The organism is Viscerimonas tarda (assembly GCF_054601255.1).
Genome location: NZ_BAAHWV010000010.1, coordinates 1 through 25,180, shown reverse-complemented (window position 1 = coordinate 25,180; position 25,180 = coordinate 1). Strand labels below are relative to the sequence as shown.

The following is a 25,180-nucleotide window of genomic DNA, read 5'->3' as shown; positions in this document are numbered from 1 at the left end:
AATTATTTGTTAGGAATTAAGTCGCTTGAATAAATTCTACTGTCAATATCTAATTAAATTAGAAGTCCTAGTCGCTCGCTTAATATTCTTTCATTTTTTAACTCACATTCCCAAATTCTTATCACTGTCCAACCTTTATTCAGAAGCGTTTGTGTTACTTCTGCATCACGTTTTACATTTCGCCCTCGTTTCTTTATCCAATAATCAGCGTTATCTTTAGGTCGTGTATTCCGACAGTCGTGTCCATGCCAAAAACACCCATCTACGAAAATTACAGTTTTATATTTAGGAAAAGTAAAATCAGGTTTTCCAAAAAGTTTGTAATTTCTGCGCCAACCTTTGATATTGTTTTCTTTAAAATAAGCGATAAGTTTTAATTCTGTAGATTTATTACGGCTTCCCTTTATTTGTCGCATTACATTACTGCGTTGTTCCTTTGTAAAAACGTCAGCCATTTTTCTGTATTACGGTTATCCATGATTTTTCAAAGCCTAATGCTTGCAATATTTGTTCTTTATCAAGAACTTCAGGTTGCTTAATTCGGATTATCAAACTTCTTTCAGGTACATCCTCTATAATTGTAAATTGTGAGCCATGAGGCTGCCATGTGAATTTATGTTCTTTTGTTTTTCTATCAATCTCAATTAAATTATTATTCTTGTTCCACTCCCAGTTATAAAGCTCCGTATCACATCGAATAGTGTCAAATTCAAAAATAACGACTTCAGACAAATCGTTGGACTTCATCAAAACCACAGTCCGAACATGTTTGAATTTCTCACGAATTGAGGAAACTCGCTCATTCCAAATATTTAGAACAAGTTCACCGATGGCATTTGGGTTTGCATTAGTGTCAATATGCTCGCCATAAGAATAAGTTGGTGAATTTCTCCCTGAAATCAATCGGACTCTTTTTTGTTCAGAAGGCTTTGTCGCTTTAACTGTTTTTGCTCCCCATGCCGTGTTCCCTAAAACGACATCGTCAAGTCCTACATTTGATGGTTTCCATTCGGCTCCAATACAGTTAGCAAATATATTTTCCCAATCAGACCCTTCCAACTCCGATTTTCCTTTAGAGGCAAGCAAATAAATCAACTCTTTTCCCAGCAAAAACGGAAAGTCTTTGGAAAATTCATTTAGGGGAAAAGCAGGGACAGATTTATTTACTGTTCTAAGTTTGGGCGATTTACTATCATTCTCCATATTCAAAATTTAATGTATTGTATTCTTGAATAACAGATGTCATATCTACTGTCTTTGCGACGTATGGTAACAATCTTAAAATGACAGCTTTTACAAGGTTTACAGGAACAGCATTACCTGCTTGTTTTCGTGCCTGGCTGTCATTTACGACAATCTTATAGCTGTTCGGAAAACCCTGTAAGCGAAACATTTCTCTTGGGGTTAAACGCCTTTCACCATTTACTAACAAATAATTATATGATGCTCCAGAACGTAAAGCGCAGGAATAAGGATATGAACAAATATTACCCGATTTATTCTCGTGCCAAATAGAAAGTTTATAGGCAGACGTATGTTTATTTTTTCGCTTTTCTAAAATATAACTAGAAACATAATGCTTTTTCTCAACTTGAGCATCAAGTATTTCTTCAAGTGGCTTGAATGGACGTCTAGGAGGAGGAAAAGAAAACAAAATAGGTTGACGATGCCCCACTATAATTACTCGTTCCCTTTTTTGAGGGAGTCCGTAATCAAGCGCATTCAGAATCGCATATTGAACGTGATAACCTAACTCTTTGAGCGTATTAAGGATTACTTTTAAGGTCTCTCCCTTGTTATGTCCAGCAAGTTGTTTGACATTCTCTAAAATAAATGCTTTCGGCTGTTTCTCTTTTAAAATTCGCGCAATATCAAAAAATAGAGTTCCGCGCGTATCTTCAAAGCCTTTCCTCTGTCCAATGATACTGAATGGCTGACATGGAAACCCTGCAAATAAAATATCATGGTCAGGAATATCTTTTTCGTTCACTTTGGTAATGTCGCCAAAAGGACGCTCGCCAAAATTTTCCTCATAACTGAATTGACAAGCAGGGTCAATATCAGACGAAAAGACGCAATTAGGGATGATTTCATTCTCGCGACATGCTTCGTCCATTGCTTGACGAAAGCCGCCAATGCCACAAAAAAGATCAATAAATTTTATTTCTTCCATAACGAACAAGTTTTTACAAAAATACTAAAATCATACTATAACTGCAACAACTAAATTTCGTCTCTCAAAAACTCTGCCAACTTATTCACCGCTTTTGCCCGGTGGCTGATTTTGTTTTTTTGCTCGTTGCCCAGTTCGGCAAAGCTTTCGTTGTATCTTTCCGGCACAAATACGGGGTCGTATCCAAATCCTGAGTTTCCCTGGGGTGTATCAATTATTTCTCCGTTAACCACCCCTTCAAACAGGTATTCTTTTCCGTCTATTATTGCCGCTATTACCGTTCTGAAACGGGCTTTCCGGTTGGTGGCGCCTTTCAGTTCGGATAAGAGTTTTTTTACATTGTCTTCCGCGCTTTTTTGTTCTCCGGCATACCTGGCCGAATGAACGCCCGGCGCATTTCCCAGCGATTCAACTTCCAAGCCTGTATCGTCGGCAAAACAGGCGCATTTTTTTGCTTCCCAAATATAGCGGGCCTTAATCAGGGCATTTGCTTCCAGGGTTTCTCCGTCTTCGGGAATATCGACATCCAGTCCAATGGCTTTCAGGCTTAAAACACGGTAGTCCTCTCCTAATACGGCGCTGACTTCCTCCAGTTTATGCCCGTTGTTTGTCGCGAAAATGAGTTCTTTCATCATCGTATAGTTACTATCTGCGATTCCTCATACTCCGTTTGGGGGCCGATGAGGATTTTGCGCCTTGATTGGATTTCTTCTCCTCGTTTGTCCTGACTTTGCTGTCCGAAGACTTCTTGTCGGTGGCTGCTGCTGCTTCTTTCGATTCGGCTTTCACTGGTTTTTTAGCAGCCGGTTGCGTTTTGGTAAGCGTAGAATCGTTCATCGCCCAAAGTTTATTTTTGAATTCTTTGAGCTGGGTCTCCACTTTTTTCTGTTCTTTTTTCACCAGCGAGTCGTTGCCGGGGTACAACTGCGCCAACGACAAATTCTTCATATTGGTCGTCTTGTAAATCTCCCCTTTGAAATCGTGTTTCCTGAAAAAATCGTCGATTGTTTGGGTGGACGCATTGTTCAGGTTCGATGTCATGATAGGCATTCTTGCCGCGTAGGGTCTGATTTCCTCGTAAGGTAGCCAGAATAGAGGATAGCGTGTGGTTTCGGCTTCAAAGTCGCCTTGGCTGAAGATGATGGGGCATATCGCCAGTATCTTCGTGTCAACCACCGAATTGCTCTTGTCAAAATACCAGGCTTCCTTCACATAATAGCCTAACACCTCGTTGCTGGGAATATCAATGTCCTCTATCACATATTTTCCGTTCTGCTCGGTGTACATTACGCTGAACCTGTTGAGCAAATCCTTAAAATTCAGTTTGTTGTCGTCGGTAAAGGTCTCTATCCTGTCCAACTGAAATTCGTATGCCGATATTTCGTTGTTTGCCAGTAATTTAAAAATCATGGTAAACAGGTTCATCCTGTCGCCTATCGGTGTAACCGGATAATACAACGAGGCATTTTTCTCGTCGTTCAAGTCGAGGAAACGGTATATTTCCCTTGTCCATGGCGCATTTCCAACCCATTGTGTTTGCTGCCTGTTCATGTTCTCGGCACGAACGGTCAGTTGGGGTAGGGACTCTTGCTTTTGCTGATTTTGCCGTTTCGCAATCCGGTCTCTCGCCGATTCTTCCTGGGCCGAAAGCGTTTGAGCAAAAAGCAAACTGCCCGCTACTACTGCTATTGATATAAGTAATTGTTTCATATTATTATAGTTTATAGCCCCCCGCCCCCGTAGGGGGATTCAAAGCCTCCCCGTAGGGGAGGTTGGAGGGGCTTTTAGTTTATTCTCACTTCCATGGCCGTTGCATCATATTCATTGCCATCGGGGCCTTTGGCCTTTACGTCTGTAATGAAGAATGATTTTCCGCGAGCCAGTCCTCTGATTTTACTTTTTTGTGCATCCGTGAAATTCGAGCCGACCGAAATGTCGCGCACCGAGTTTGTTCCGTCCGAAAGCACAATGGTGAATTGCAATACCGTAAACGGAATATTCAACACGCCATCGTAGATAGCCACTTTAATTCCCTGCGTATTCACAACCGTGGCTTTCGGGATACGTCCTCCTTTGAAGCGTTCGGGATTGCCATCGGCATCGGGATATTCGATAAAGGTAGTTGGATCGGGCAATTTTCTTACCTGAAACTCCTTTTTGGTTACTTCCACATACTTTCCATTGCCAAAATCGGCTGAAACGGATACCACCATCGGCACACCCACTTTGCTTGGTTTGGCCACCCAATAATTATCGCGTGGCTGCAACGAACCACTGCCATTGGCCACCTGCGCCCTGATGCGATTAGTCGATACGCCCGGCACCGAAATGTCGATGGCATTGTCGATACCTGCATACAAAACATTCATCAGGCGGGGAGCTAGCGAAGCCATGGGCTCAATAACATTGTAATCGGCAGAGAAAGGTATTTGCTGGTCGTCTTTCCCCGGACGGGACAAGAAAACATTCCCCAGAAACTTCCGGTCGCCAATACCCGATGCCGGAATACTGAAAGTTCCGTCTTCGCTTATCGTTCCGGCGGAGGGCACAAAACGGGGTCGTTTGGTTGTATCAACGGCTGCCAATATAACGCGCCCGCGGAATGTGCTGCCTTGCATCACAAATTTGGATTCGGGAACAACATAGGCTTCGAGGCTATTGACGCGGTAGTCGTCGGCTCCGATATTGCTCAACAGTTCGGCCAATACATCGCTTTCTACTGCACGAATATCGCTCTGCAATTTAGTCAGGAGTGTTATTGCTGCGGAAGTAGGCATTTGTTCAAAAAGAACTTGTTCCCAATTTTTGTTTCCGATACCCAGTTTTTTGGATGCTTGCGTATTTAGCCTTTCTTCTACAATCTCTTTCTTGTTTCCGCCGACCAACGATGCCGCCTGATGACGGTAAGAGTCAATGGCTTCTCTCAGTTCTTGTCCACGATTGTTTGTGGGCGATAGCATGATAACAGACGGTGCGTCCAGATTTTCTTTGCTTTCGATGTTATTCACATCGCCATTTTTTCCATCTGCCTCTACAACAATGAGTTGTTTCAGCGATTGTATGTGATTGTATAAAGAATCCGAACTTTTCTTGAATGTTTCCGCCCGTCGATACCAAAGTTCCGATTTTACGGGGTTTTGCGTATAAAATTCCTGCATCTTGTTTGCCAGTACATCGTTTTGTTCGGTTGTACTTTTGATTGTTTGTTGCAAGCCTTCTTCTACCAAGACAAAACCATCCAGCACCTCATTCGATACGTTAAACGCCAGCATAGCGATAAACACCAGATACATGAGGTTTATCATTTTCTGTCGTGGAGAATTTGGACTATTTGATGCCATTCTTTAGTGTTATAAATACGAAATTCTTATTTTGTTTCAGTTGGTTGCGAACCGGTAGCTCCAAAGCCGCCGATACTCATATTCATGTTCACGGTCATTGCCTGCAACATGCGTGCATACACACGATTCAGTTCGGCCAGCTGGCAGGCCATTTTTTCGGTCTCGTTCTTAAAGATAGAACTGTCGGCCAATGAGCCGTCATACAGGTGCTTGATCCGGTCTAAACCGGCGTTGATTTGTTCTATTGTATTAATCTGTCCGCTCACGCCTTTCAGTTGGATTTCGTAAATTGTATTCAAGCCTGTTATGTTGCGGTTCAACGATTCCATTTGGCTAACGTATCCGCGGGTGTTGTTGCCGATTCCTTCCGAGTTATCGGAGATGGCCTTGAACGAATCGAGCAAGGTGTCGGAAACCTGGGTGAGTGAAGTAGTGATTTCGGCAAATTTTTCCATGCTATCCGACAACTTGGTCAGCTGTTCGGCATATTTTTCGGATGCATCGGCCATGTCCGTTGTATCGGGTATGGCCGAAATAGCGCCACCGCCAATAAATGTACCGCCACCGCCAGATGTACCACCGCCTGTGCCACCCGAAGATGATGCAGCAGGAGTTATTCCGCTGACGCCGCCACCGATAATTACTGTACCGCCAAGTCCGTTCACTCTTCCTCCGGCAACAGCATTGGAGGCTTCCGGGTTGTCTTCGTCATCTTCGTCATCTCCTCCCAGCACAGGATACACTTCTTCCCATTTGTAATCTTTCGGCGGTTTGTCGAATGCCGACAAGGCGAATATCAAGGCTTCGGTAATCAACCCGATAGCCATTATTTCGGTGCCGTACTGAGCATGTACGATTTTGAATAATGTTCCGATAATGACAATAGATGCGCCAAAACTATATGCTATCTGGAAAAAACGTTTTCCCTTTTCGCTGGACAAATATTTCTCTACGGCATTTTTATATTTTCTATATTTCTTACCCATAATAAATTTGAGCCTTTAATTGATTATCTTATTTCTTTGATTTGGCGAAGCCTATCTGCGACCTTACGCAGCGGAATCCCACATACGAGCGTGGTTGGTTCTGGTATTCGTAATCGCGCATATCGCCTCGTATAAACATGCCTACATCTTTCCACGAACCGCCCTTTATCACTTTTTTCTTAATGGAGTAAGGGTCTTCTTTGGCGGCGTTGTAGTTGTATTCGGGGTTCATGTCATTCATCGACAAACCGCCCGATTCGTTGTAGGTGGTAGAAGTCCATTCGGCCACATTTCCCGCCATATCGTACAAGCCAAAACGATTGGGCACGTAGCTGGCTACACGCGATGTAATCAGGTTGCCATCCTTGGTATAGTTTCCGTCTCCGGGTTTGAAGTTGGCCATAAAGCAGCCTTTTTCGGTGGTGGTGCCTTCGCTGTCCCAGGGATATTTGTTTTCTGTTTTTCCTTCGCGGGCGGCAAATTCCCATTCTCCCTCGGTAGGCAGGCGATAGGGTTCTATTTCGCGCGAACGAACTCCCATGCCCATCCGGTAATACATGGTGCGCCACTGGCAGAAAGCCGTAGCCTGTTCCCAGGTAACTCCTACCACCGGATAATCGTTGTATCCGGCATGGGAGAAGTACATTCTCATATAGGGTTCGTTGTAGGCATTGTTGAAGTCGTTTACCCAGCAAGTGGTATCGGGATAGATATTCACGATGCGGGTATGATAGAAATCGAACAGGGTGCTTAGCGGACGCGTGATTGTTTGGTTGACGATGTTTCCTTCTTCGTCAATGTAGGCCGTATCTTTCGAAATCATCACTATTTCGTTGGGATTGGGCTGAACATCGGTATCCAATACCCTCTCGGCAGGATTCAGACGGTTTTTTCGCCGGGCTGCTTCGGCATAGTCGAACCAGTCGTACTTGAAGTTCATTTGAGCGGCATCTATCCCTCTTTGCGAAGTGATGGGATGCACGAAAGTAACGCTCTGGATAGCCCGTTCTTCATCTTCGGTCGGTCGTTTCCACGGAATAGCCTTTTTCCAGTTGAGGTGGGGCTTAACCGGGTCTCCGTAGCGGTCTTCTTCTATTTTGAAAGTTTCATCTCCGCCGATAGCCGGATCGGCCAATCGTTCGCGGATAATGGAATCCCGCACCCAATAAACAAACTGGCGGTATTCGGAGTTGGTGATTTCGGTGTCGTCCATCCAAAACGCATCAACCGATACGCCTTTAGCGCTCGCTTTTATTCCCCACAGCGAATCGTTGTCGGCAGTACCCATGTCATAAGCTCCGCGCGAAACAAGCGCCATGCCGTAAGGCGATGGCTCAGCCCACGAAGAGCCGCCTGTTCCGACCAATTCGCCACCCACAGAGGAACTTCCCGCCGGTTTTCCGCAAGAAGTAACCAGTATAGAAACTGCGATGAATGCAAAAAATAATTTTCTCATATTTCGTAACTTGTATCTCTTATTTATTGGGCAATGCCCCACATATTTTATCGTTTTTGTGTATTGGGCGTATTCGATACGCCCCTACGTTTGTTTATTTGTCGTTGCGGGCTTCGACCCGCAATCCCCCACGCAAGGCACAAATTCTGAGCCTTTGTCAGGAGATCCCGTGTCAAGCACGGGATGACAGCTATTTTTTGGGCGGGCAAACCCTGCCCCTACAAGTCCCCCCCCCCACCCGAGGGGGAATTCAAAGCCTCCCCTACGGGGAGGTTGGTGGGGCTGTTACATTATCCGCACGCTCTTTTGCCTGTTCTTGCCCACTTTCTGCAACTTTATCGGCATCAGGAAGCGGAGAAAAATCTCGTGGGTTCCGCTGCTGGCCACTGCTATATCGGAGGTCGAAAGGTCGTATGCATAACCGGCATCTATACTTTTGTACTTTAAGCCAAGCAAAAATACAAAGCCATCGTCTTTCCTCCAGGATGTTCCTATATTGAACATTTTATTGTAAACAAGCCGCGCCGTTACATCGTACTGCGTAAAAACAGCATCCGATTTTATCAGAAACGAAGGCTGTAACTCATACAACGGATTCCGAAGGCGAATATTGTATCCGGCCGTCAAATAATATGTTCTACTCATATATGTTGACACGTTCTCGCTAATGTCGATGGAGGGGCTGGTGAGGTGTGTTACAGAGAATCCCGCATAATAATCGGGCGTAACCCAGGAGGCGCCGAAATTGAAGTCGTATGCTTTTCCATCGCTACTTCCGGTAGGCATGGCTTCGTCGGTCTCGCTGTCGTCGGTCAGGTGTATTCTGCCGGCATCGAAACCGATAGTGGCTAAACTCGCCTGAACGCCAATGTTCAGGATGTTTTTGCCCCATTGTTTTTTATAGGCGTACTGCCCGCCGATGGATTTATTGCTGAAAAGCCCTATCGACTCGGTCATCATCACCAGCCCCACGCCGTGCACCCTGTCGAAAAACTTGACAGGCATATCAGCCGACAGAATAAAGGTTTTGGGCGCGCCGTCTATCCCGACCCATTGTTGCCGGCTCAGCACAACAGCCTGCATATCGGTTGTTTCGCCCACAAAAGACGGGTTGAAATACGTTTTAGCCCGCCAGTACTGGCTTATCTGTGCATCCCACTGCGCATGTATTCCCCCAGAGAAACACACACCTGTAAATAGTATGGACAATAAGCGCTTAAACTTCATCTATATATTCTATTCGGTACAAAAACACGAAATTAAGGATTATATTTGAATATATAAACTGCAAAAGCCAAAATAAATTGTACAGGGAAAGGGAAAAACTCAATATGCCAATGTGAATAATGTGCTGATGTGCTAATGTGCTAATGGGAATAATGTAGAGACGTGGCGTGCCACGTCTGTTTATCGTAGGGGCGTATCGAATACGCCCGTTGCCACGAATGGTTTTTAAACGCCCAATTCGCGGCAGCGGGCGAAAAATATTTCGCCCCTACGATAATACAATAACACGGGGCGCAAATACAGACGTGGCACGCCACGTCTCTACATTATTCCCATTGGCACATCAGCACATTGGCACATCAACACATTAGCATATTAGCACATTATATCCATTATTCTTATTTTAATTGAATTTTAATAAGAAATTAATACGAAAACGCGCTAAAATTTAAGCGGACGCCCGTTACTTTGAAACAAATATTTTTATTATTAATTTTAAAACAGTACTTCTTATGAAAAAAATTACACTTTTTAGAACCCTTTCGGTTCTTTTTCTTTCGCTGTTAGTTTCTTCTGCTTCGGCAGACGTGTGGTTGTTGGCCAGTGGTGGCGACGATGCTAACGATGGATCTACTAAAGAAAAAGGCGTTGCTACGTTATTCAGAGCAACCCAACTGCTTGCTTTTAATGCTGTCGAAGGTATCGACAACAGGGTTATTATTGTTTCGGGGATTGTTGACATTTCAGACGACCCGATGTTCAATAAAACGCTGGATGGTAATGCCAACGATTTGAAAGGCGTTCCATTGCGTGTCGATAACAGAGGTTGGGGAATGACGATAAGGGCTGAAGAAGAGCTGACCGACAAGAGAGAGTTGGCAGAACGTAAATCGGGTTTCACTTCAAAGAACCAGGGACGTCTTTTTAACGAACTTGCCGGGTATGGTGCGCCTGCAACGGGTCCTGTTACCATCAAGGATTTGATCTTTACAGAAATGGGAAAACCGGGACAAGGTGATGGCGGCGCCCTTTACATATTGAATAACAACGCTAAAATTACCATTGATAATTGTGAATTTACCGGAATCAAAGCCAATTCGGGTGTTATGCGTGTTTATAATTCGAATGCCGACATTATCAATTGCTGGTTTCACGACAATGAAGTAAGAGAAGGTGGAGCCATTTTATGTAATAGCGCTCAATTCGAGAACAACAGGCATTTGCTTATTCAGAATTGTCTTATGGAAAGCAACAATGGTGGCGCCCTTGATCTAAGTGGGAATCCTTATACCAACGGTCGCGGTGGAGCTATCTATCTGGAAAATGCAAGGAAAGCAACAATCAAAAATTGTATTATACGGAATAATGTAACGCACGGAGCCGGTGGAGCGATTTGGATTAGCGCCAATGGAGATGCCGGTCTCGAACCCGGTACCGGTGGTAGCACCGGCGTAGAAGCAGCGTACAAGGTTAGTGAAATTACTGTTGAAAATACCTTGATAGCCTATAACGAAACAACCAACAACAATGGTGGCGCTTTTTGGGTACAAAACAATTCCAATCCTGCTAGTACGCCTCCCCAATCGCTTAACCTGACAGTTGTAAATTCTACTATTTTTGGAAATCAGGCCGGAACTGCCACACAAGGCGGGCAAGGTGGCGCATTTATGTTTGACAATGTAACAGCTCCTCTATCATCTTTCAATTTGATTAACTGTACCGTTTCCGACAATGCAGCCAGCTCGAATGCAGGTGGTGGTCCGGGATTACGTTTCTTCAACACTACGCTGACTCTGAAAAAGAATATTTACAACTCTATTATCGAAAATAATGTTTCTCCGAATACGTTAAACACTACCGGCGATATTGCTACTCAAAGCGCTGACGATGTAAACCGTTATTTCTTGAACATCCAAAATTCTTATATAGGAGCCATATTATCCGATAGCTATAAACAAGAAAATTTGCCCGAAACTAATCATGGATTCTATAGCACAAGTGAAATTATTTCTGAAGCAGGCTTAGCTGATGCGAGCATGATAGATCTTTACAATGCCATCCCATTGAGTCCTGATGTTGAAGCTTTGACATTTGGTAATGCCGAATACCTGCAGGAATTGGGCATCACTACCGACCAGCTGGGTCTTCCACGCTTGTTTGCTGATGGTAAATGCGCTATCGGTGCGCTTGAGTACGATTACTTTGCCATAGATGAAGAAATTGACAAACTTGCAGATGGTATTGAAGTTGCAAAACAAGCGCCTGCACAATTGTCGCTTGTACAAAAAGGTTCATCTTTGTATCTGTTGTCGTCTGAAGCAGGCTTGGCAAAACTCGATTTGTTCAGCATCTCGGGCGCATTGGTGAAGAGCTATGCTCCGCAAGCAGTTGAATTGCCTTATGCATTGGGCGTATTGCCACAAGGTTTGTATATTGCAAAAGTAACCGTAGGAGGTCAGGCTTATTCTGCTAAAGTTATTATCAAATAAACAATCCTATTATATTCATACAATAGAGGGCAGCCGTTGGTTGCCCTTTATTTTTTTGCTATTGTCCGAACCGTTGATTTTTGTATGATTAGAATCATTAAATATACAGATTCTTACCTCATTTTCTTAACTTAATGACATTGTGCTTTAGCTTACGGTTAATAAAGCGCCGTCCCATGCGGGACTAAATACGGGGTATTAAAGGCTTTCAACCTTAGCCTATTCGGACTTTTTTTCATGCGTTTGCCCCGATTTTCACCCCGATTCATAGGATTAATAGCTTTTGTTTTATAAATTTGTTCTTTCGTAGCAAACATGACAAAATTGAACAATAGAATAAACATAATGGATAACGGCGATATATCTATATTACAGAATATTAATTATCCTTCCGACTTAAAAAACCTGAACATTGAGCAACTGGAAACGGTTTGTTCCGATCTTCGGCGCTTCATCATAGACCAGTTAAGCTGTAACCCCGGTCATTTTGCTTCCAGCCTTGGGACGGTGGAGCTGACCGTTGCCCTCCACTCTATCTACAATACGCCTTACGACCGTATTGTGTGGGATGTGGGTCATCAGGCTTATAGCCATAAAGTGCTGACAGGCAGGCGGGAACGCTTTTCTACTAACCGCAAGTTTGGAGGGCTGGCCGGTTTCCCTAATCCCGAAGAAAGCGAGTACGATTCTTTTATTGCCGGTCATGCCTCCAATTCCATCTCGGCGGCGCTGGGTATGGCTGTGGCTTCGCGGCTTAAAAACGAAAACAGGCATGTGATAGCCGTCATCGGCGATGGTTCGATGACCGGAGGATTGGCTTTTGAAGGCCTCAATAACGCCAGTTCGCAGCCCAACGACCTCCTGATTATCCTCAACGATAACGAGATGGCCATCGACAACAATGTCGGCGGCTTGCACGATTATTTGGTAAAACTAACCACTTCGCGGGCATACAACAAGCTGAGGAACGATGTTTATCAGAAATTCAAGCGGAGAGATCTTATATCCGAGAAGGGAAAGAACCTTATCCTGCGGTTTAATAACAGCCTCAAATCGTTGCTGGCAAAGCAGCACAACATTTTCGAGGGATTCAATATCCGCTATTTCGGGCCGGTTGACGGCCACGATTTGAAGAGCCTGATAAGGGTGCTCGAAAACATCAAAGACCTGAGAGGCCCCAAGCTGTTGCACATAAAAACAGTAAAGGGAAAAGGATATAAACCCGCCGAATTGTCGATGGCCGAATGGCACGCCCCCGGAAAATTCAACAAAGAAACCGGAGAACGCATCATTGCCCGCTCAAAAGACCAACCACAACTGTATCAGGACGTTTTCGGGCATACGTTGGTGGAACTGGCCGAAAAAGATGTGCGGATAGTTGGCATCACGCCGGCCATGCCCTCAGGCTGTTCGATGTCGTACATGATGAAGGAATTTCCCGACAGGGCCTTTGATGTGGGAATAGCCGAAGCTCATTCGGTTACATTCTCCGCCGGGCTTGCCAAAGAGGGACTGATACCATTCTGCAACGTCTATTCGTCGTTTATGCAACGCGCCTACGACCAAGTAATACACGATGTGGCGATACAAAAACTGCACCTGGTTATGTGCCTCGACAGAGCCGGATTGGTGGGCGAAGACGGGCCAACACACCACGGCGCATTCGACCTGGCCTATATGCGGTGTGTGCCGAACCTGATTATTTCGTCGCCCTACAACGAACATTATTTGCGAAACCTGATGTACACCGCTACCTACGGCAACGACGGGCCTTTCGTTATCCGCTACCCGAGAGGGCAGGGCGAGTTGAAGGACTGGCAAAACCCGATGGAAATATTGGAAATAGGGAAAGGACGCAGGCTTCAGGATGGGAACGACTTGGCCGTATTGTCCATTGGGCCAATAGGAAACACGGTATCCGCCGCCATAAAAAACCTCGAAAAAGAAGGGCACAGCATCGCCCACTACGATGTGATATTCTTAAAACCGATCGACACTGCCCTGCTCGACGAAGTAGCCGGTAAGTTTACCAAAGTGGTAACCATCGAAAACGGCGTCATCACCGGAGGCCTGGGCACAGCTGTAGCAGAGTATTTTTCCGACAAAGCATACCACAACACCGATGTTATACGCGTAGGACTTCCCAACGAATTTGTTACGCACGGGTCAATCAAAGACCTGAATCACCTGTGCGGATTGGATGTTGAAGGTATTGAGAAGAAGTTGGGGGAAGCGCTGAAAAAGTGATGGATTTGTACCCTATCGGGTATTGTTTGTGTGGATATGGGTTATTTTGTACCTTATAGGGTATAATATCAGATTAATTTGCTATCTTTGTACCCAAACAGGTACAATATGCAACAGCTGTCTCTATCGGATTATGTAAAGGATATGCGTAAACAATACAAGTTAACGCAAGTAGATCTCTCGGAAAAGTCGGGTGTAGGACTTCGTTTTGTGCGTGAATTAGAACGCGGCAAACAAAGCTTGCGTCTGGATAAAGTGAATCAGGTTCTGAGCCTTTTTGGCGCAGAAGCAGGCGCCGTACCAATGAATAGAAATGACTTATGAAACAAGGATTTGTCTATCTTTCCAATATATTAGCGGGCATCGTTACCGAAGATGAAAATGGATTTACCTTTAGCTACGATCGTGCATTTTTACGGTCGGGCAATGCACAAGCCATTAGTTTGACCTTGCCATTAACGGAGAAACCCTATCAAAGCAATGTCTTATTTCCTTTTTTTGACGGTCTTATTCCGGAAGGCTGGTTGTTGAATATTGCCGAAAGCAGTTGGAAAATCAATGGTCGCGACCGGATGTCCTTGCTTTTGGCTTGTTGTAAAGATTGTATCGGTGCAGTTAGCATAACACCCAATGATATAGAGGAATAGTAGGTATGGAAAGATGTTTGTACTGCTACAAAGGATTGGAAGAAGGGCAAGTGGATTTTCATCCTTCCTGTTCTAAAGCAATTTTTGGGACAATAACGCCTCCCATCCTTCCTTACACGCGCAACAATCTGAAGGAGTTAGCAGAGCAGCTTATAAGCGCTCAAACAACTATTACCGGTGTTCAACCTAAATTGTCTCTGGATTTTGCGGAGAAAGAAGTCCCCAAGCGATTTACGATTGTTGGATTGTGGGGCAGGTATATCCTGAAACCTCAAACGGAAATTTATTCAAGTCTTCCCGAGTTGGAAGATGTAACCATGCACCTTGCTGCAATAGCGAAGATACAAACGGTTCCTCATACCCTTATCCGCTTCGGGGATGGAGAGCTTTGTTATATTACGAAAAGAATTGACCGAGGCAACAAGGGGGAGAAGTTCCCCATGGAAGATATGTGTCAACTGTCGGAACGGCTCACCGAATATAAGTATAAAGGCTCGTATGAGCAGATTGCAAAGTTGATTCTGAAATACGCTTATACGCCTAAACTGGATGCAATTAACTTCTGGGAGCAGGCGCTGTTTTGTTGGATAACCGGCAATGCGGATATGCATCTCAAAAACTTTTCTTTATACAGCTTCCGCAAAGGAACTTACCACCTGACTCCGGCTTATGATATGCTCTCAACAGCTCTGGTGATGCCCGCGGACAAAGAAGAACTGGCCCTAACGCTCAATGGCAAGAAGCGGAAAATTACGAAGGAGGACTTTGTCAAAGCCTTCCAATCCTCTAATCTGGAAGATAAAATTATTGAAAATATCTTTGGAAAATTTGAGAAGGCTGTTCCGCTATGGAAAGATTGCATTCAAAATTGTTTTTTGAATGATGTGATGAAAGAGCAATATATTGAGTTGATAAATGGACGGATGGGTAAATTGAGAGATTAATTGAACCAACATCCCCCCCCCCTCAGTAAAACTTACCTTTTAGTAACTTACCAAATAGTAACTTACCTTTTAGTAACTTTTTTAGCTTACCTTTTGGTAAGTTGATAAAAGTGTTTATCTTTGCAGAAAACATAGTTGCATGAAAGATAAAACGCCTTTTGTTTTTGGCCGGATAGCTGATACAAAAAACTTTACCGACAGGGATGTAGAACGCAAACGCTTGCATCAGAATTTTACATCGCTTGTCAATACAATTATTATATCGCCCAGAAGGTGGGGGAAAACATCCTTGGTGAAAAATGTGGCACGAAAAATAGCAGCAGAAAACAAAGATATAAAAGTCTGCATGTTGGATATTTTCAATGTGAAAACCGAGATGGAATTTTATGTGGCTTTAGCACAGGCCGTTCTGCAATCCACATCGAACAAATGGGAAGAACTGGCCGAAAATGCAAGGAAATTCCTTTCTCATCTACTGCCTAAAATATCGTTTTCTCCCGATTCTGTGTCGGAAATCTCTTTTGGTATTAGTTGGGAGGAAATGGCTAAAAATGTCGATGAAATTTTAGACTTGGCAGAATCCATTGCCAAAGCAAAAAACATAACGATAGTTGTCTGCATTGACGAATTTCAAAGTATTAACGATTTTGAAAATCCGCTGGCTTTTCAGCGCAAATTGCGTTCGCACTGGCAACAACATCAACATGTTAGCTATTGTCTTTATGGTAGTAAACGACACATGTTGCTGGATATCTTCTCGAATATATCCATGCCATTTTACAAATTTGGCGACATCCTGTTTTTGGAGAAAATAGACAATGCTATTTGGGGAAAATTCATCCAGAAACGCTTTCGTGATACAGGAAAAGAAATTGCGCAAGAAGCGGCTAAGATGTTAGCCGGATTAGTCGAAAATCATTCGTATTATGTACAGCAATTAGCCCAGCAATCGTGGTTGAGGACAGACAAAAAATGTGATGAAAGCATCATCATGGAAGCTTATGATGGCGTTAAGAATCAGCTGAGCCTGCTTTTTGTCGGATTGATAGAATCGCTTACCAACAAGCAAATCGACTTTCTAAAGGCGATAGTATCCGGCGAAACGAATTTGAGTTCAAAGGACGTTTTGGAAAAGTACAAATTGGGTACATCCGCCAATGTCATCAAAATAAGAGAAGCGTTATTGTCAAAAGAAATTATTGATGTAAATGCACAATGCATTGAAATTCAAGACCCGATATTCAAAATATGGCTGAAAACCGATTATTTTAAGATGAAATAATCCCCAAGCCATAAATTCCCCCTCAAAAACACAAATCACCTCATAAAGTAGTATATTTGTATTTTGTTTTACGAACGTACAAGTAAAAAGTAGCGCTAAAATAACATGAGAATTGTCATTGCAGGAGCAGGAGCGGTTGGAACTCATTTAGCAAAATTGCTTTCGGCCGAAAATCAGGATGTCATTTTGATGGATCCCGATAAGGAGAAATTGAACTTTTCGAAGAATAACTTTGAAATGATGACCATGATTGGTTCGCCGACTTCGCTAAAAGACCTCAATGAGGTGGATATAAAGGATTCGGATTTCTTTATCGGCGTTACTCCCGACGAATCGGTAAATATCACGGCCTGTATGCTGGCGGCGAATCTGGGGGCGAAGAAAACCTTTGCCCGTATTGATAATTACGAATATCTGTTGCCTAAAAACAAGGATTTTTTCGGAAAACTGGGCATCAACGCCATGGTTTATCCCGAAATGCTGGCGGCAAAGGAAATTGTGTCGGCGATTAAAAGGCCCTGGGCCAGGCTCTGGGTGGAACTTTGCGGTGGCGCCATTATTCTTGTGGGCGTTAAAGTGCGCGCCAACTCCGAGCTGATTAATAAATACCTGTACGATTTAGGCGCGAAGGAAAAGAAATACCACATTGTCGCCATAAAACGAAACAACATCACCATCATACCCAAGGGGAACGACCAGATTCAGTCGGAGGACATCCTGTTTTTTTCCACCACCAATGAATTTATCGACGAGATACCCAAAATAACGAGCAAAGAGAGTTTTCATGTTGATAATGTGATGATTATGGGGGGTAGCCGCATCGCTATCCGCACATCGCAATATCTGCCGGACGGTATGAAAATCAAATTGCTGGAATCCGACAAGGAAAAGTGCCAGAAGTTGCTGGAAGTTTTGCCAAAGAATGTTACCGTATTTAATGACGACGGACGAAATACCGATTTCCTGATAGATGAAGGAATCAGAGATATGGATGCGTTTATTGCTGTTACCGGCAACTCGGAAGCCAACATACTGGCTTGTTTGGCGGCTAAGCAATATGGTGTGCGGAAAACTGTGGCCGAGGTAGAGAATATGGACTATATTTCGATGGCCGAAAATCTGGGTATCGGGACAATCATCAACAAAAAGCTGATAACGGTAAGCAACATCTACCGCTTCCTGCTTAGCGCCGATGTGTCGAATGTGAAGTCTCTTACCTTTGCCAATGCCGATGTGGCCGAAATTGTCGCCCGTCCCAATTCGGCCATTACCAAAAAGGAAATAAAACGATTGGTCTTACCCAAGAATGTTACATTGGGCGGATTGATACGAAACGGCGAACCGATGCTCATTGACGGAGAGACGCAGATAGAGCCGTACGACCATGTCGTGGTTTTTTGTCTGAATGATGCTATACGCGATATAGAGAAGTATTTTTGAATAAAACACCTCCCCCAACCCCCTCCTGCTGAGGGGGCTTCAATAGCCTCTTCCTTCGGGGGAGGTTGGAGGAGGCTCAAACTAAAAACATGCATAATTTTAATTTCAGGTTTGTTCTGAAAACAGTAGGTTTCCTGATCCTTATCGAATCGCAATTCATGATGATAGCAACAATCGTTGCCTTTTATTATCACGAATCGTGTGGCGATGCAATGCTTGTCAGTAGCACGATAGCGCTTGTCAGCGGAATGCTTCTCAGGTTGTTGGGCTTTCAGGAATATGAAAAACCGATAGGTAAACGGGAGAGTTTTTCGCTGGTAGCATTAACCTGGGTTACTCTTTCGGCATTTGGCATGTTGCCCTATTATCTGAGCGGCGTTGTTCCCGATATAAGCAATGCGTTTTTTGAGACTATGTCGGGCTTCACTACAACCGGCTCAACCATCATCCGGAATATAGATACGGCGCCGCATGGACTGCTGTTCTGGCGGAGCCTCACCCAATGGATAGGCGGAATCGGTATCATTGTGTTTGCGCTGGCCTTGTTGCCGATACTTGGCGGCAATGCTTCTTTCCTTTTCGATGCCGAAACAACGGGTATCACCCACGACCGGATTCGCCCCCGCGTAACCCAAGTAGCCAAACGTTTGTGGGGTATCTATCTGTCTGTTACCGGCATATTAATTGTATTGCTTTACATTGGGCCAATGGGCGCTTTCGACTCTATATGTCATGCCATGGCCACGATGTCCACGGGAGGTTATTCTACCAGACAGGCTAGTATTGCTTATTGGCATTCTCCTTATGTAGAATATGTTATAAGCCTGTTTATGTTTATCGGGGGCGTAAACTTTTCGCTGATATATTTTGTGTTTCAGGGCGATCCGAAGAAATTATTCAGGGATGAAGAATTCAGGTGGTATGCTGTTATTTGCCTGTCGTTTGTGCTTCTTATTGCCGTTTGTTTGTTTGGCTCTCAGAAGATAGAGGGTGTAGAACAGGCATTTCGCACCTCCTTGTTTCAGATTATATCGGTAATGACCACCACCGGCTTCACTACCGTTGATTATGTGAATTGGGGAGCCTTTTATTCGCTGGTGATTTGCTTTTTGATGTTGTTTTGCGCCTGTGCCGGATCGACATCGGGAGGAATAAAAATTGTGCGGTTTATTATCCTGTCGAAGAATGCATTAAACGAGTTTAAGCTTCAGGTACACCCCAATGCCATATTGCCTGTCCGGTTGAACGACCGGGTTATTCCTATTGAGGTTGTTACGAAAATACTGGCCTTTATGTTTCTGTATCTGGCCATTCTGGTTATTAGTTTCCTTATCCTTTCGTTCACAGGGATGGGTTTTGAGGAATCGGTGAGTTCGGCGGTTTCGTGTATGGGCAATGTGGGGCCCGGCTTGGGTAGCATTGGCCCTAGCGGACATTTTGCCGATATTCCGGTATTTTCGAAATGGTACCTCTCTTTCCTTATGCTGACCGGACGATTGGAACTCTTTACGGTTTTGTCGTTGTTTATGCCTGCTTTTTGGCGCCGATAATCCACAAGAGACTAAATTACCACGGAGTTGAGAATCGATAGCAAGGGATAACATATCCCTTGCGGCTATGCCCTACAAGCAGGCTCTAAATTTTTTCAGGTTTGCCACCTGCAATTTTGTAAATTTATTTGGCTGTTTTCCAAACATTTCTTACCTTTGCGGCATAGGTTAACAATTAGTAATATGGCAGTTTATCCTGAAAATATATCCGCTGTTATGCACTCTTATAATGCTCTGGTTCAGAGTGTTATAATCCTTGCGGGGGGGGTAAACGCCTATATTTCAATGAGTTAGAGGGTGGTAAAACTTATATGCACAAGCCGTGCCGGATTCGTTCCGGCACGGCTTTCGTGTTGTTATACGCCGAAGAAACACAAAAACTCAATGTTTAAATTTCTTGTTTCATAGCAATAAAATTAAACGAACATTTTATTTCATCTTCCTGTAAAATTTGACGAATAAATTTTAAACAGTTTCTAAATTTAAATAATGTAAACATGAATTGGATTAACAAAAAATCAACGACACGGCTACAGAGCGGTTATAATCCGTACAAATTGTCGTACAGATGCGCAAATTGCGTGGCGGTACAGCGGGCGGTTACTGTCTTCGCCTTTCTCTTCTTTCTCTTTCTGCCTGCAACGGCGCACGCGCAAGGCGGTCTTGGCCCTAACAACAACTTCTCCATCAGCAACAGCCCGACTATATACGCAACGCTGGAAGAAGCAGTTGAAAACCTGGAAGACACCGGCGGCACAATAACGATGCTGCAGGACGTAAACCTACTAGGACAAAGCGCTTCCCTACTCTATAGTAAAACCTATACGATAGATTTCGGCGGTAAGACCCTCGACAATGGCGAAATTACAATATACGCCGGAAAGGTTACGTTTAAAAACGGCGCCACCACTGGTGTCAACATTAACGTGTATTTCAGCGAGCTAATCGTCGAAAGCGGCTCCTACACCGGCCAAGACAACGCAATAACGTCTTCGAGCGGCGGCAAGGTAACGATTATCGTCGGCGAGTTCTCCTGCACCAATGATGTATCCGGCGACGGCTGTCTGGTTACAGACAGCGACGGGGAAATCGTTATGGCGGACGGCTCGACGGCAAATCCTGCGAATTGGGCAACAGTGAAAGCAACGACGGTAACGGTAACCCGGACAAGCACCGGTATAGGCAACATTGCCGGCGCCAAAGCCATCGTTTCCGAAAGCTATTACGACCTGACCGGAAAACCGGCTTCGGCAACGGCAAAAGGCTTTGTCATCAGGCGCACGGTTTATGATGACGGCAGCGTTATAAACAGCAAGGCGCTGGTTAAGTAGCAAGTAGCAATATAATACATTGCTACTGAGGTTGTTTTGTAATTGAGATTAGGTGAAAATGAGGTTATAATAAAAAGGACAAAGGGTAACGCCCAGTCGTGTTCGGAAGCTTGTAATTATATGTTATGTACCGTAAAGCTGCGTGTTATTAGCATCATTCCGCAGGAATGATTCGCCCGGTAGAAAAATCAGGCTTAACAGGGGTCGCATTCCGAATGGAATGCGTCCCCGTCAGGTTACTTCTATGCTACCGAGCGATGCAATCCTAAGGGATTGCAGCATCTTAAACAATTATATCATAGAAATTTACAATCATCCGATCACCTCTGGTTCAGAGGTCCCCCCTACGGGGGATTCAGGGGGCTTCTTTTATCTCATCATACAAACAATAACTACCATCTGCCTGGCGGGTATATCTTCCTTCGATTTTCGATTTTTCGACCAGGCTATCAGCAACACGGTAGCCCATTAATTCGCCCAGTATGAAGATATTGCCGGATGTGTTTAACCGGCCTGTTTGCTTGTCGTAATATTTGCCGACGATGCTGTCGGTATTTATAAACGGCTTGTTTTGCATCACAACCAAGGGAATGCGGTATTGTATCTTGTACTTGTTTAATATTCCGTGCCCCACATTTATCACTTCTCCGTGGTCGGAATAGTAATAAACGAGCGCATTTTCGTCGAGCGATTTTGTTACATTGTATATCTCTTTCAATACCCTGTCGGTGTGGTGGATCGATTTGTCGTATTCGATAGTTTCACCGCTGCTTCCTAATGCTTCGGTATCTTTCGTATCACACCTGTCCGAATAAGTCCAATGGCTTCCTCGCAGATGAACAACGATGAATTGTTTTTTGTTGGGCTTGATGATTGATTTTATAGCTGGAATTAAATCCAAATCATCTGAATTAATGCCCGTCAGAAAGAAAAGCGAATCCGAATTGTTTGAAATCAGATTCATGATGGAATTATAACTGCCGATTTTGGTTTGATTGGAGATCCAGTAGGTGTTATAACCGGCATCTTTTGCCAGGTTCAGCAGGTTTTTATTGTTTATAAAAGGCTCAATATCCAAGGGGCTGGCGTAGGAAAAGGTCAGCCGGAGAGCTTCCCGCGTGAAAGGCGCCGGAGAGATAACATGCCTGTAAAATGAAAGTAAATCCTTATTGGCGGCCAAACTGTCTAAGAATGGCGTGGTTTTTATGGGGTAGCCATACAACGAATGATTTTCGCAATTCGCGCTTTCGCCAATAACAAGAAAAATTTTGGACGTATTTACCGAATCACCCTCCAGGGAGATACCTTGCGGTAGTGTTTTTATTCTGTTTATCTCGCTGTTTATGCCGTTCATTTCTTCAAAATAGGCTCCCATGATAAAAAAATCGTTTATCACAAACGGATATTTATTGAATAATACATCGTTTAAAGACAAAATTACAGAAGAAGCTTTGGCCCCTTCAATCATCAAAGCCAGGGGTTCTTCGTCTTCATGCACATACAGAATGGCAGGTAAAACGAAAACACCCAATAGAATAAAAAGAACGGCTGACAAAGGAGTCAGTATATACCGCTTAATTCCTCTCTTTATTTCGAGCGATGATTTCAGCCATAAAAAGCAGAAAAGAGCGAACGCAGGCAACCAAAAAGGAAGAACAATAAGCACAACGTTGTATATTTCCGACAGGTTTGTTTCGGCGATTGATGCCGCTACACTGTGGTTCATCACCCCTTTATACAGGTAGAGCAAGCCCATATCGGCAGCCATCAGAAACGATAGAAGGATGGCTGCGGGTATGCGTAAGGGAGTTCTCGCAAAAACCGGAATAATGGCGAATAACAGCAGCGAATTGAGAATAGCAAAGATTACATCCTTAATTACATGCCCATTTGTAGCCGTAATCCTGAATATAAAAGAGAGAATAAACAGCAGGACAAAAATGCCAAGCGAGTATTTATATGCTTTTATAAAGGCGGCCATTCTTGACTTCATACCAGTTATTTGGAGACTTCAGTTTCTCAGTATTCGGTTTTGTCTTCTTTTTCTTCCCACAACCTGAACGCCGACAAAGCGTCTTCTCTCAGCATTTCTTTGGCAGGGACGCTCCGTTTTTCGGGCTTAAGGTTTATTTCGTCGTAGATGAACGAATCGTCGAAGCCGATGTTTTTTGCATCGGTTTTGTTGCAGCCGTAATATATCCGGTCGATATGCGCCCAGTATATGGCCGACAGGCACATCGGGCAGGGTTCGCAGGACGAATAGATAACACAGCCGCTGAGGTCGAATGTGTTCAGTGTTGTGCAGGCTTTTCGGATGGTCGATACCTCGGCATGAGCCGTCGGGTCGTTGGTTAGTGTAACTGCATTGCTGCCTTCCGCCACCACTTCTCCGTCTTTAACTATGACGGCGCCGAAAGGGCCTCCGCCTTTTTTCACACTCTCTTCGGCCAGTTCAATGGCCCTCAACATAAATTTGGAATCGACTTTGTTGGTCATATTATTTTGATTTTATTTCGGTATTAATGTTATCAATGTAATCCAGTATCCCATCTCTCCCTGTTTTGTGTTCGGACGAGGTGGTGAAAACGGGAGGAAGGTCTTCCCATGTCTCTTTCAGCTTGCCGATATACAGTTGTATATTAGCGTTTAAGCGGGATTTGCTTAACTTGTCAATCTTCGTGAAAACGATGGAAAAGGGAATCGCATTTTCTCCCAGCCAGTTGATAAATTCGAGGTCTATGGCCTGTGGTTCGTGCCGGCAATCCAATAGCAGAAACAGGCTGGTCAGTTCTTTCCGGTTCAGGATATAATTGTCGATAATTTGACGAATCATTTCCCTTCCTTCTTTCCCCCGCTGGGCGTATCCATAACCCGGCAAATCGACCAGATACCAATGGTCGTTGATAACGAAGTGGTTTATCAACTGGGTTTTCCCCGGTTTCGAGGAGGTCATTGCCAAGCCTTTCTTGTTCGTCAGCATATTAATCAAAGACGATTTCCCGACATTCGACCTGCCGATAAAGGCATATTCGGGTTTGCCATCCTGCGGGCACTTGCTGTAATCGGTGTTGCTAATAACAAATTGGGCGTCTTTAATAATCATTATTTTCTTTATCTATGTTTTTATAACACAAAGATAGGATTATTGTTGTGATAAATAATCCGAAAATCAATATTCCTTCATTTAAACCGATTCTAAAAACATTAACTTTGCAGAAAAAGTTTTAATATAAAAGCCCATGAACAAAAAAGACACAATAATTGTACAAGGAACGGCAGTAACGCTCTTTTCGCAGCGCGAAGACCAATATATTTCGCTGACTGATATGGCGAAATTCAAAAACAGCGAAATCCCTGCCGTTGTAATTTCGCATTGGATGAGTACCGTTTTCTCGGTTAATTATATGGGAGAAAATGAATAATCCCAATTTTAACCTAACGGGATTCCGTGAGGTTAAAATGCTGATGACAGAAACAGCTTTTTCCATTTCGCCCAAACAATGGATTGAAAGGACAAATGCAATAGGTATTATCTCAAAATCAGGACGTTATGGCGGTGGTACATTTGCACACCGCAATATTGCTTTTGAATTTGCCTCCTGGCTTAGTCCGGAGTTCAAATACTACCTTATAAGCGAGTTTGACCGCCTCAAACAAGACGAACAACAGCAAAAATCCTTGGAATGGAATTTGCAACGTACCCTGTCGAAAATCAATTACCGCATTCACACCGATGCCATTAAGGAACAGATTATTCCCGCCGTTGTTACCAAAGAACAAGCCTCATACATTTACGCCAACGAAGCCGATTTGTTGAACGTGGCTCTGTTTGGCAAAACAGCCGCACAATGGCGCAGCGAGAATCCCGACAGCAAAGGAAATATCCGCGACCTTGCCACATTGGAGCAATTGGTCGTACTCTCGAATATGGAAAGTATTAAGAAACTGTTTAAATTTTATTTGAGATTTATTTTATTGAGCATAATCATAATAAAAGCAAGATGAATCATAGCCTCACTTGAGCTTATTGTATATTCATAGTCTTTAGCCAAGCGTCTGAAATTTTC

The 25,180-nt window shown here is 43.9% G+C and carries 23 protein-coding genes; 11 read left to right on the top strand and 12 right to left on the bottom strand.

All coding sequences use genetic code 11. The annotated features are described in order from the left end of the window. Positions 1–53 precede the first annotated feature (53 nt). From ACYPWY_RS06020 to ACYPWY_RS05980, 9 genes are all read right to left on the bottom strand, one after another. Complete coding sequence (locus ACYPWY_RS06020; RefSeq protein WP_459684535.1) at positions 54–455, bottom strand: very short patch repair endonuclease; 402 nt, start codon at positions 453–455, stop codon at positions 54–56. Then, entirely contained in the window at positions 448–1,203 is a 756-nt protein-coding gene (locus tag ACYPWY_RS06015) for a hypothetical protein (RefSeq protein WP_459684534.1), read from the bottom strand. The genes ACYPWY_RS06020 and ACYPWY_RS06015 overlap by 8 nt, the downstream gene beginning before the upstream one ends. Further along, complete coding sequence (locus ACYPWY_RS06010) at positions 1,193–2,173, bottom strand: DNA cytosine methyltransferase (RefSeq protein ID WP_459684533.1); 981 nt, start codon at positions 2,171–2,173, stop codon at positions 1,193–1,195. The genes ACYPWY_RS06015 and ACYPWY_RS06010 overlap by 11 nt, the downstream gene beginning before the upstream one ends. Before the next feature lie 50 nt (positions 2,174–2,223). Beyond that, positions 2,224–2,808, bottom strand: coding sequence for a non-canonical purine NTP diphosphatase (locus ACYPWY_RS06005; protein WP_459684532.1), 585 nt, complete (start codon positions 2,806–2,808; stop codon positions 2,224–2,226). A 10-nt stretch (positions 2,809–2,818) separates the two neighbouring features. Further along, positions 2,819–3,883, bottom strand: coding sequence for a type IX secretion system ring subunit PorN/GldN (gene porN / locus ACYPWY_RS06000; RefSeq protein ID WP_459684531.1), 1,065 nt, complete (start codon positions 3,881–3,883; stop codon positions 2,819–2,821). Positions 3,884–3,957: 74 nt separating this feature from the next. Continuing rightward, on the bottom strand, positions 3,958–5,514 hold the full coding sequence (gene porM, locus ACYPWY_RS05995; RefSeq protein WP_459684530.1) for a type IX secretion system motor protein PorM/GldM: 1,557 nt from the start codon (positions 5,512–5,514) through the stop codon (positions 3,958–3,960). Between the two features lie 26 nt (positions 5,515–5,540). Next, entirely contained in the window at positions 5,541–6,500 is a 960-nt protein-coding gene (porL, locus tag ACYPWY_RS05990; RefSeq protein WP_459684529.1) for a type IX secretion system motor protein PorL/GldL, read from the bottom strand. A 28-nt stretch (positions 6,501–6,528) separates the two neighbouring features. Continuing rightward, entirely contained in the window at positions 6,529–7,956 is a 1,428-nt protein-coding gene (porK, locus tag ACYPWY_RS05985) for a T9SS ring complex lipoprotein PorK/GldK (protein WP_459684528.1), read from the bottom strand. A 285-nt stretch (positions 7,957–8,241) separates the two neighbouring features. After that, complete coding sequence (locus ACYPWY_RS05980; RefSeq protein WP_459684527.1) at positions 8,242–9,183, bottom strand: PorP/SprF family type IX secretion system membrane protein; 942 nt, start codon at positions 9,181–9,183, stop codon at positions 8,242–8,244. A gap of 512 nt (positions 9,184–9,695) precedes the next feature. On the opposite strand from ACYPWY_RS05980, the gene ACYPWY_RS05975 reads away from it, so the two are divergent. From ACYPWY_RS05975 to ACYPWY_RS05935, 9 genes are all read left to right on the top strand, one after another. Continuing rightward, on the top strand, positions 9,696–11,672 hold the full coding sequence (locus tag ACYPWY_RS05975) for a right-handed parallel beta-helix repeat-containing protein (RefSeq protein WP_459684526.1): 1,977 nt from the start codon (positions 9,696–9,698) through the stop codon (positions 11,670–11,672). 345 nt (positions 11,673–12,017) lie between these two features. Further along, positions 12,018–13,919, top strand: a complete 1,902-nt coding sequence (gene dxs / locus ACYPWY_RS05970) for a 1-deoxy-D-xylulose-5-phosphate synthase (RefSeq protein WP_459684599.1) — start codon at positions 12,018–12,020, stop codon at positions 13,917–13,919. A 108-nt stretch (positions 13,920–14,027) separates the two neighbouring features. Continuing rightward, positions 14,028–14,243: a helix-turn-helix transcriptional regulator gene (locus tag ACYPWY_RS05965; protein ID WP_459684525.1), complete on the top strand. Its 216-nt coding sequence runs from the start codon at positions 14,028–14,030 to the stop codon at positions 14,241–14,243. Continuing rightward, positions 14,240–14,566, top strand: coding sequence for a HipA N-terminal domain-containing protein (locus ACYPWY_RS05960; protein ID WP_459684524.1), 327 nt, complete (start codon positions 14,240–14,242; stop codon positions 14,564–14,566). Before ACYPWY_RS05965 ends, ACYPWY_RS05960 begins: the two co-directional genes overlap by 4 nt. A 5-nt stretch (positions 14,567–14,571) precedes the next feature. Continuing rightward, the gene (locus ACYPWY_RS05955) at positions 14,572–15,510 is read left to right on the top strand and encodes a HipA domain-containing protein (protein WP_459684523.1); all 939 of its coding nucleotides are present in this window, start codon (positions 14,572–14,574) and stop codon (positions 15,508–15,510) included. Between the two features lie 139 nt (positions 15,511–15,649). Further along, on the top strand, positions 15,650–16,792 hold the full coding sequence (locus ACYPWY_RS05950; protein ID WP_459684522.1) for an AAA family ATPase: 1,143 nt from the start codon (positions 15,650–15,652) through the stop codon (positions 16,790–16,792). Between the two features lie 105 nt (positions 16,793–16,897). Continuing rightward, positions 16,898–18,232: a Trk system potassium transporter TrkA gene (trkA, locus tag ACYPWY_RS05945; RefSeq protein ID WP_459684521.1), complete on the top strand. Its 1,335-nt coding sequence runs from the start codon at positions 16,898–16,900 to the stop codon at positions 18,230–18,232. Positions 18,233–18,321: 89 nt separating this feature from the next. Further along, positions 18,322–19,782, top strand: coding sequence for a TrkH family potassium uptake protein (locus tag ACYPWY_RS05940; protein WP_459684520.1), 1,461 nt, complete (start codon positions 18,322–18,324; stop codon positions 19,780–19,782). A gap of 497 nt (positions 19,783–20,279) precedes the next feature. After that, entirely contained in the window at positions 20,280–21,113 is an 834-nt protein-coding gene (locus ACYPWY_RS05935; protein ID WP_459684519.1) for a hypothetical protein, read from the top strand. Positions 21,114–21,468: 355 nt separating this feature from the next. Here the strand turns inward: ACYPWY_RS05935 and ACYPWY_RS05930 are convergent, their stop codons facing one another. From ACYPWY_RS05930 to yihA, 3 genes are read right to left on the bottom strand one after another with little or no spacing between them, the layout of a single operon-like run. Then, complete coding sequence (locus ACYPWY_RS05930; RefSeq protein WP_459684518.1) at positions 21,469–23,106, bottom strand: sulfatase-like hydrolase/transferase; 1,638 nt, start codon at positions 23,104–23,106, stop codon at positions 21,469–21,471. 26 nt (positions 23,107–23,132) lie between these two features. After that, the gene (locus ACYPWY_RS05925) at positions 23,133–23,609 is read right to left on the bottom strand and encodes a nucleoside deaminase (protein WP_459684517.1); all 477 of its coding nucleotides are present in this window, start codon (positions 23,607–23,609) and stop codon (positions 23,133–23,135) included. 1 nt (position 23,610) lies between these two features. Continuing rightward, on the bottom strand, positions 23,611–24,216 hold the full coding sequence (yihA, locus tag ACYPWY_RS05920; RefSeq protein WP_459684516.1) for a ribosome biogenesis GTP-binding protein YihA/YsxC: 606 nt from the start codon (positions 24,214–24,216) through the stop codon (positions 23,611–23,613). Between the two features lie 136 nt (positions 24,217–24,352). Between yihA and ACYPWY_RS05915 the strand changes: the two genes are divergently transcribed. Both ACYPWY_RS05915 and ACYPWY_RS05910 read left to right on the top strand, forming a co-directional pair. Continuing rightward, complete coding sequence (locus tag ACYPWY_RS05915; protein WP_459684515.1) at positions 24,353–24,535, top strand: KilA-N domain-containing protein; 183 nt, start codon at positions 24,353–24,355, stop codon at positions 24,533–24,535. A 43-nt stretch (positions 24,536–24,578) separates the two neighbouring features. Beyond that, entirely contained in the window at positions 24,579–25,118 is a 540-nt protein-coding gene (locus ACYPWY_RS05910; RefSeq protein ID WP_459684514.1) for a KilA-N domain-containing protein, read from the top strand. The last annotated feature ends 62 nt before the right edge of the window (positions 25,119–25,180 follow it).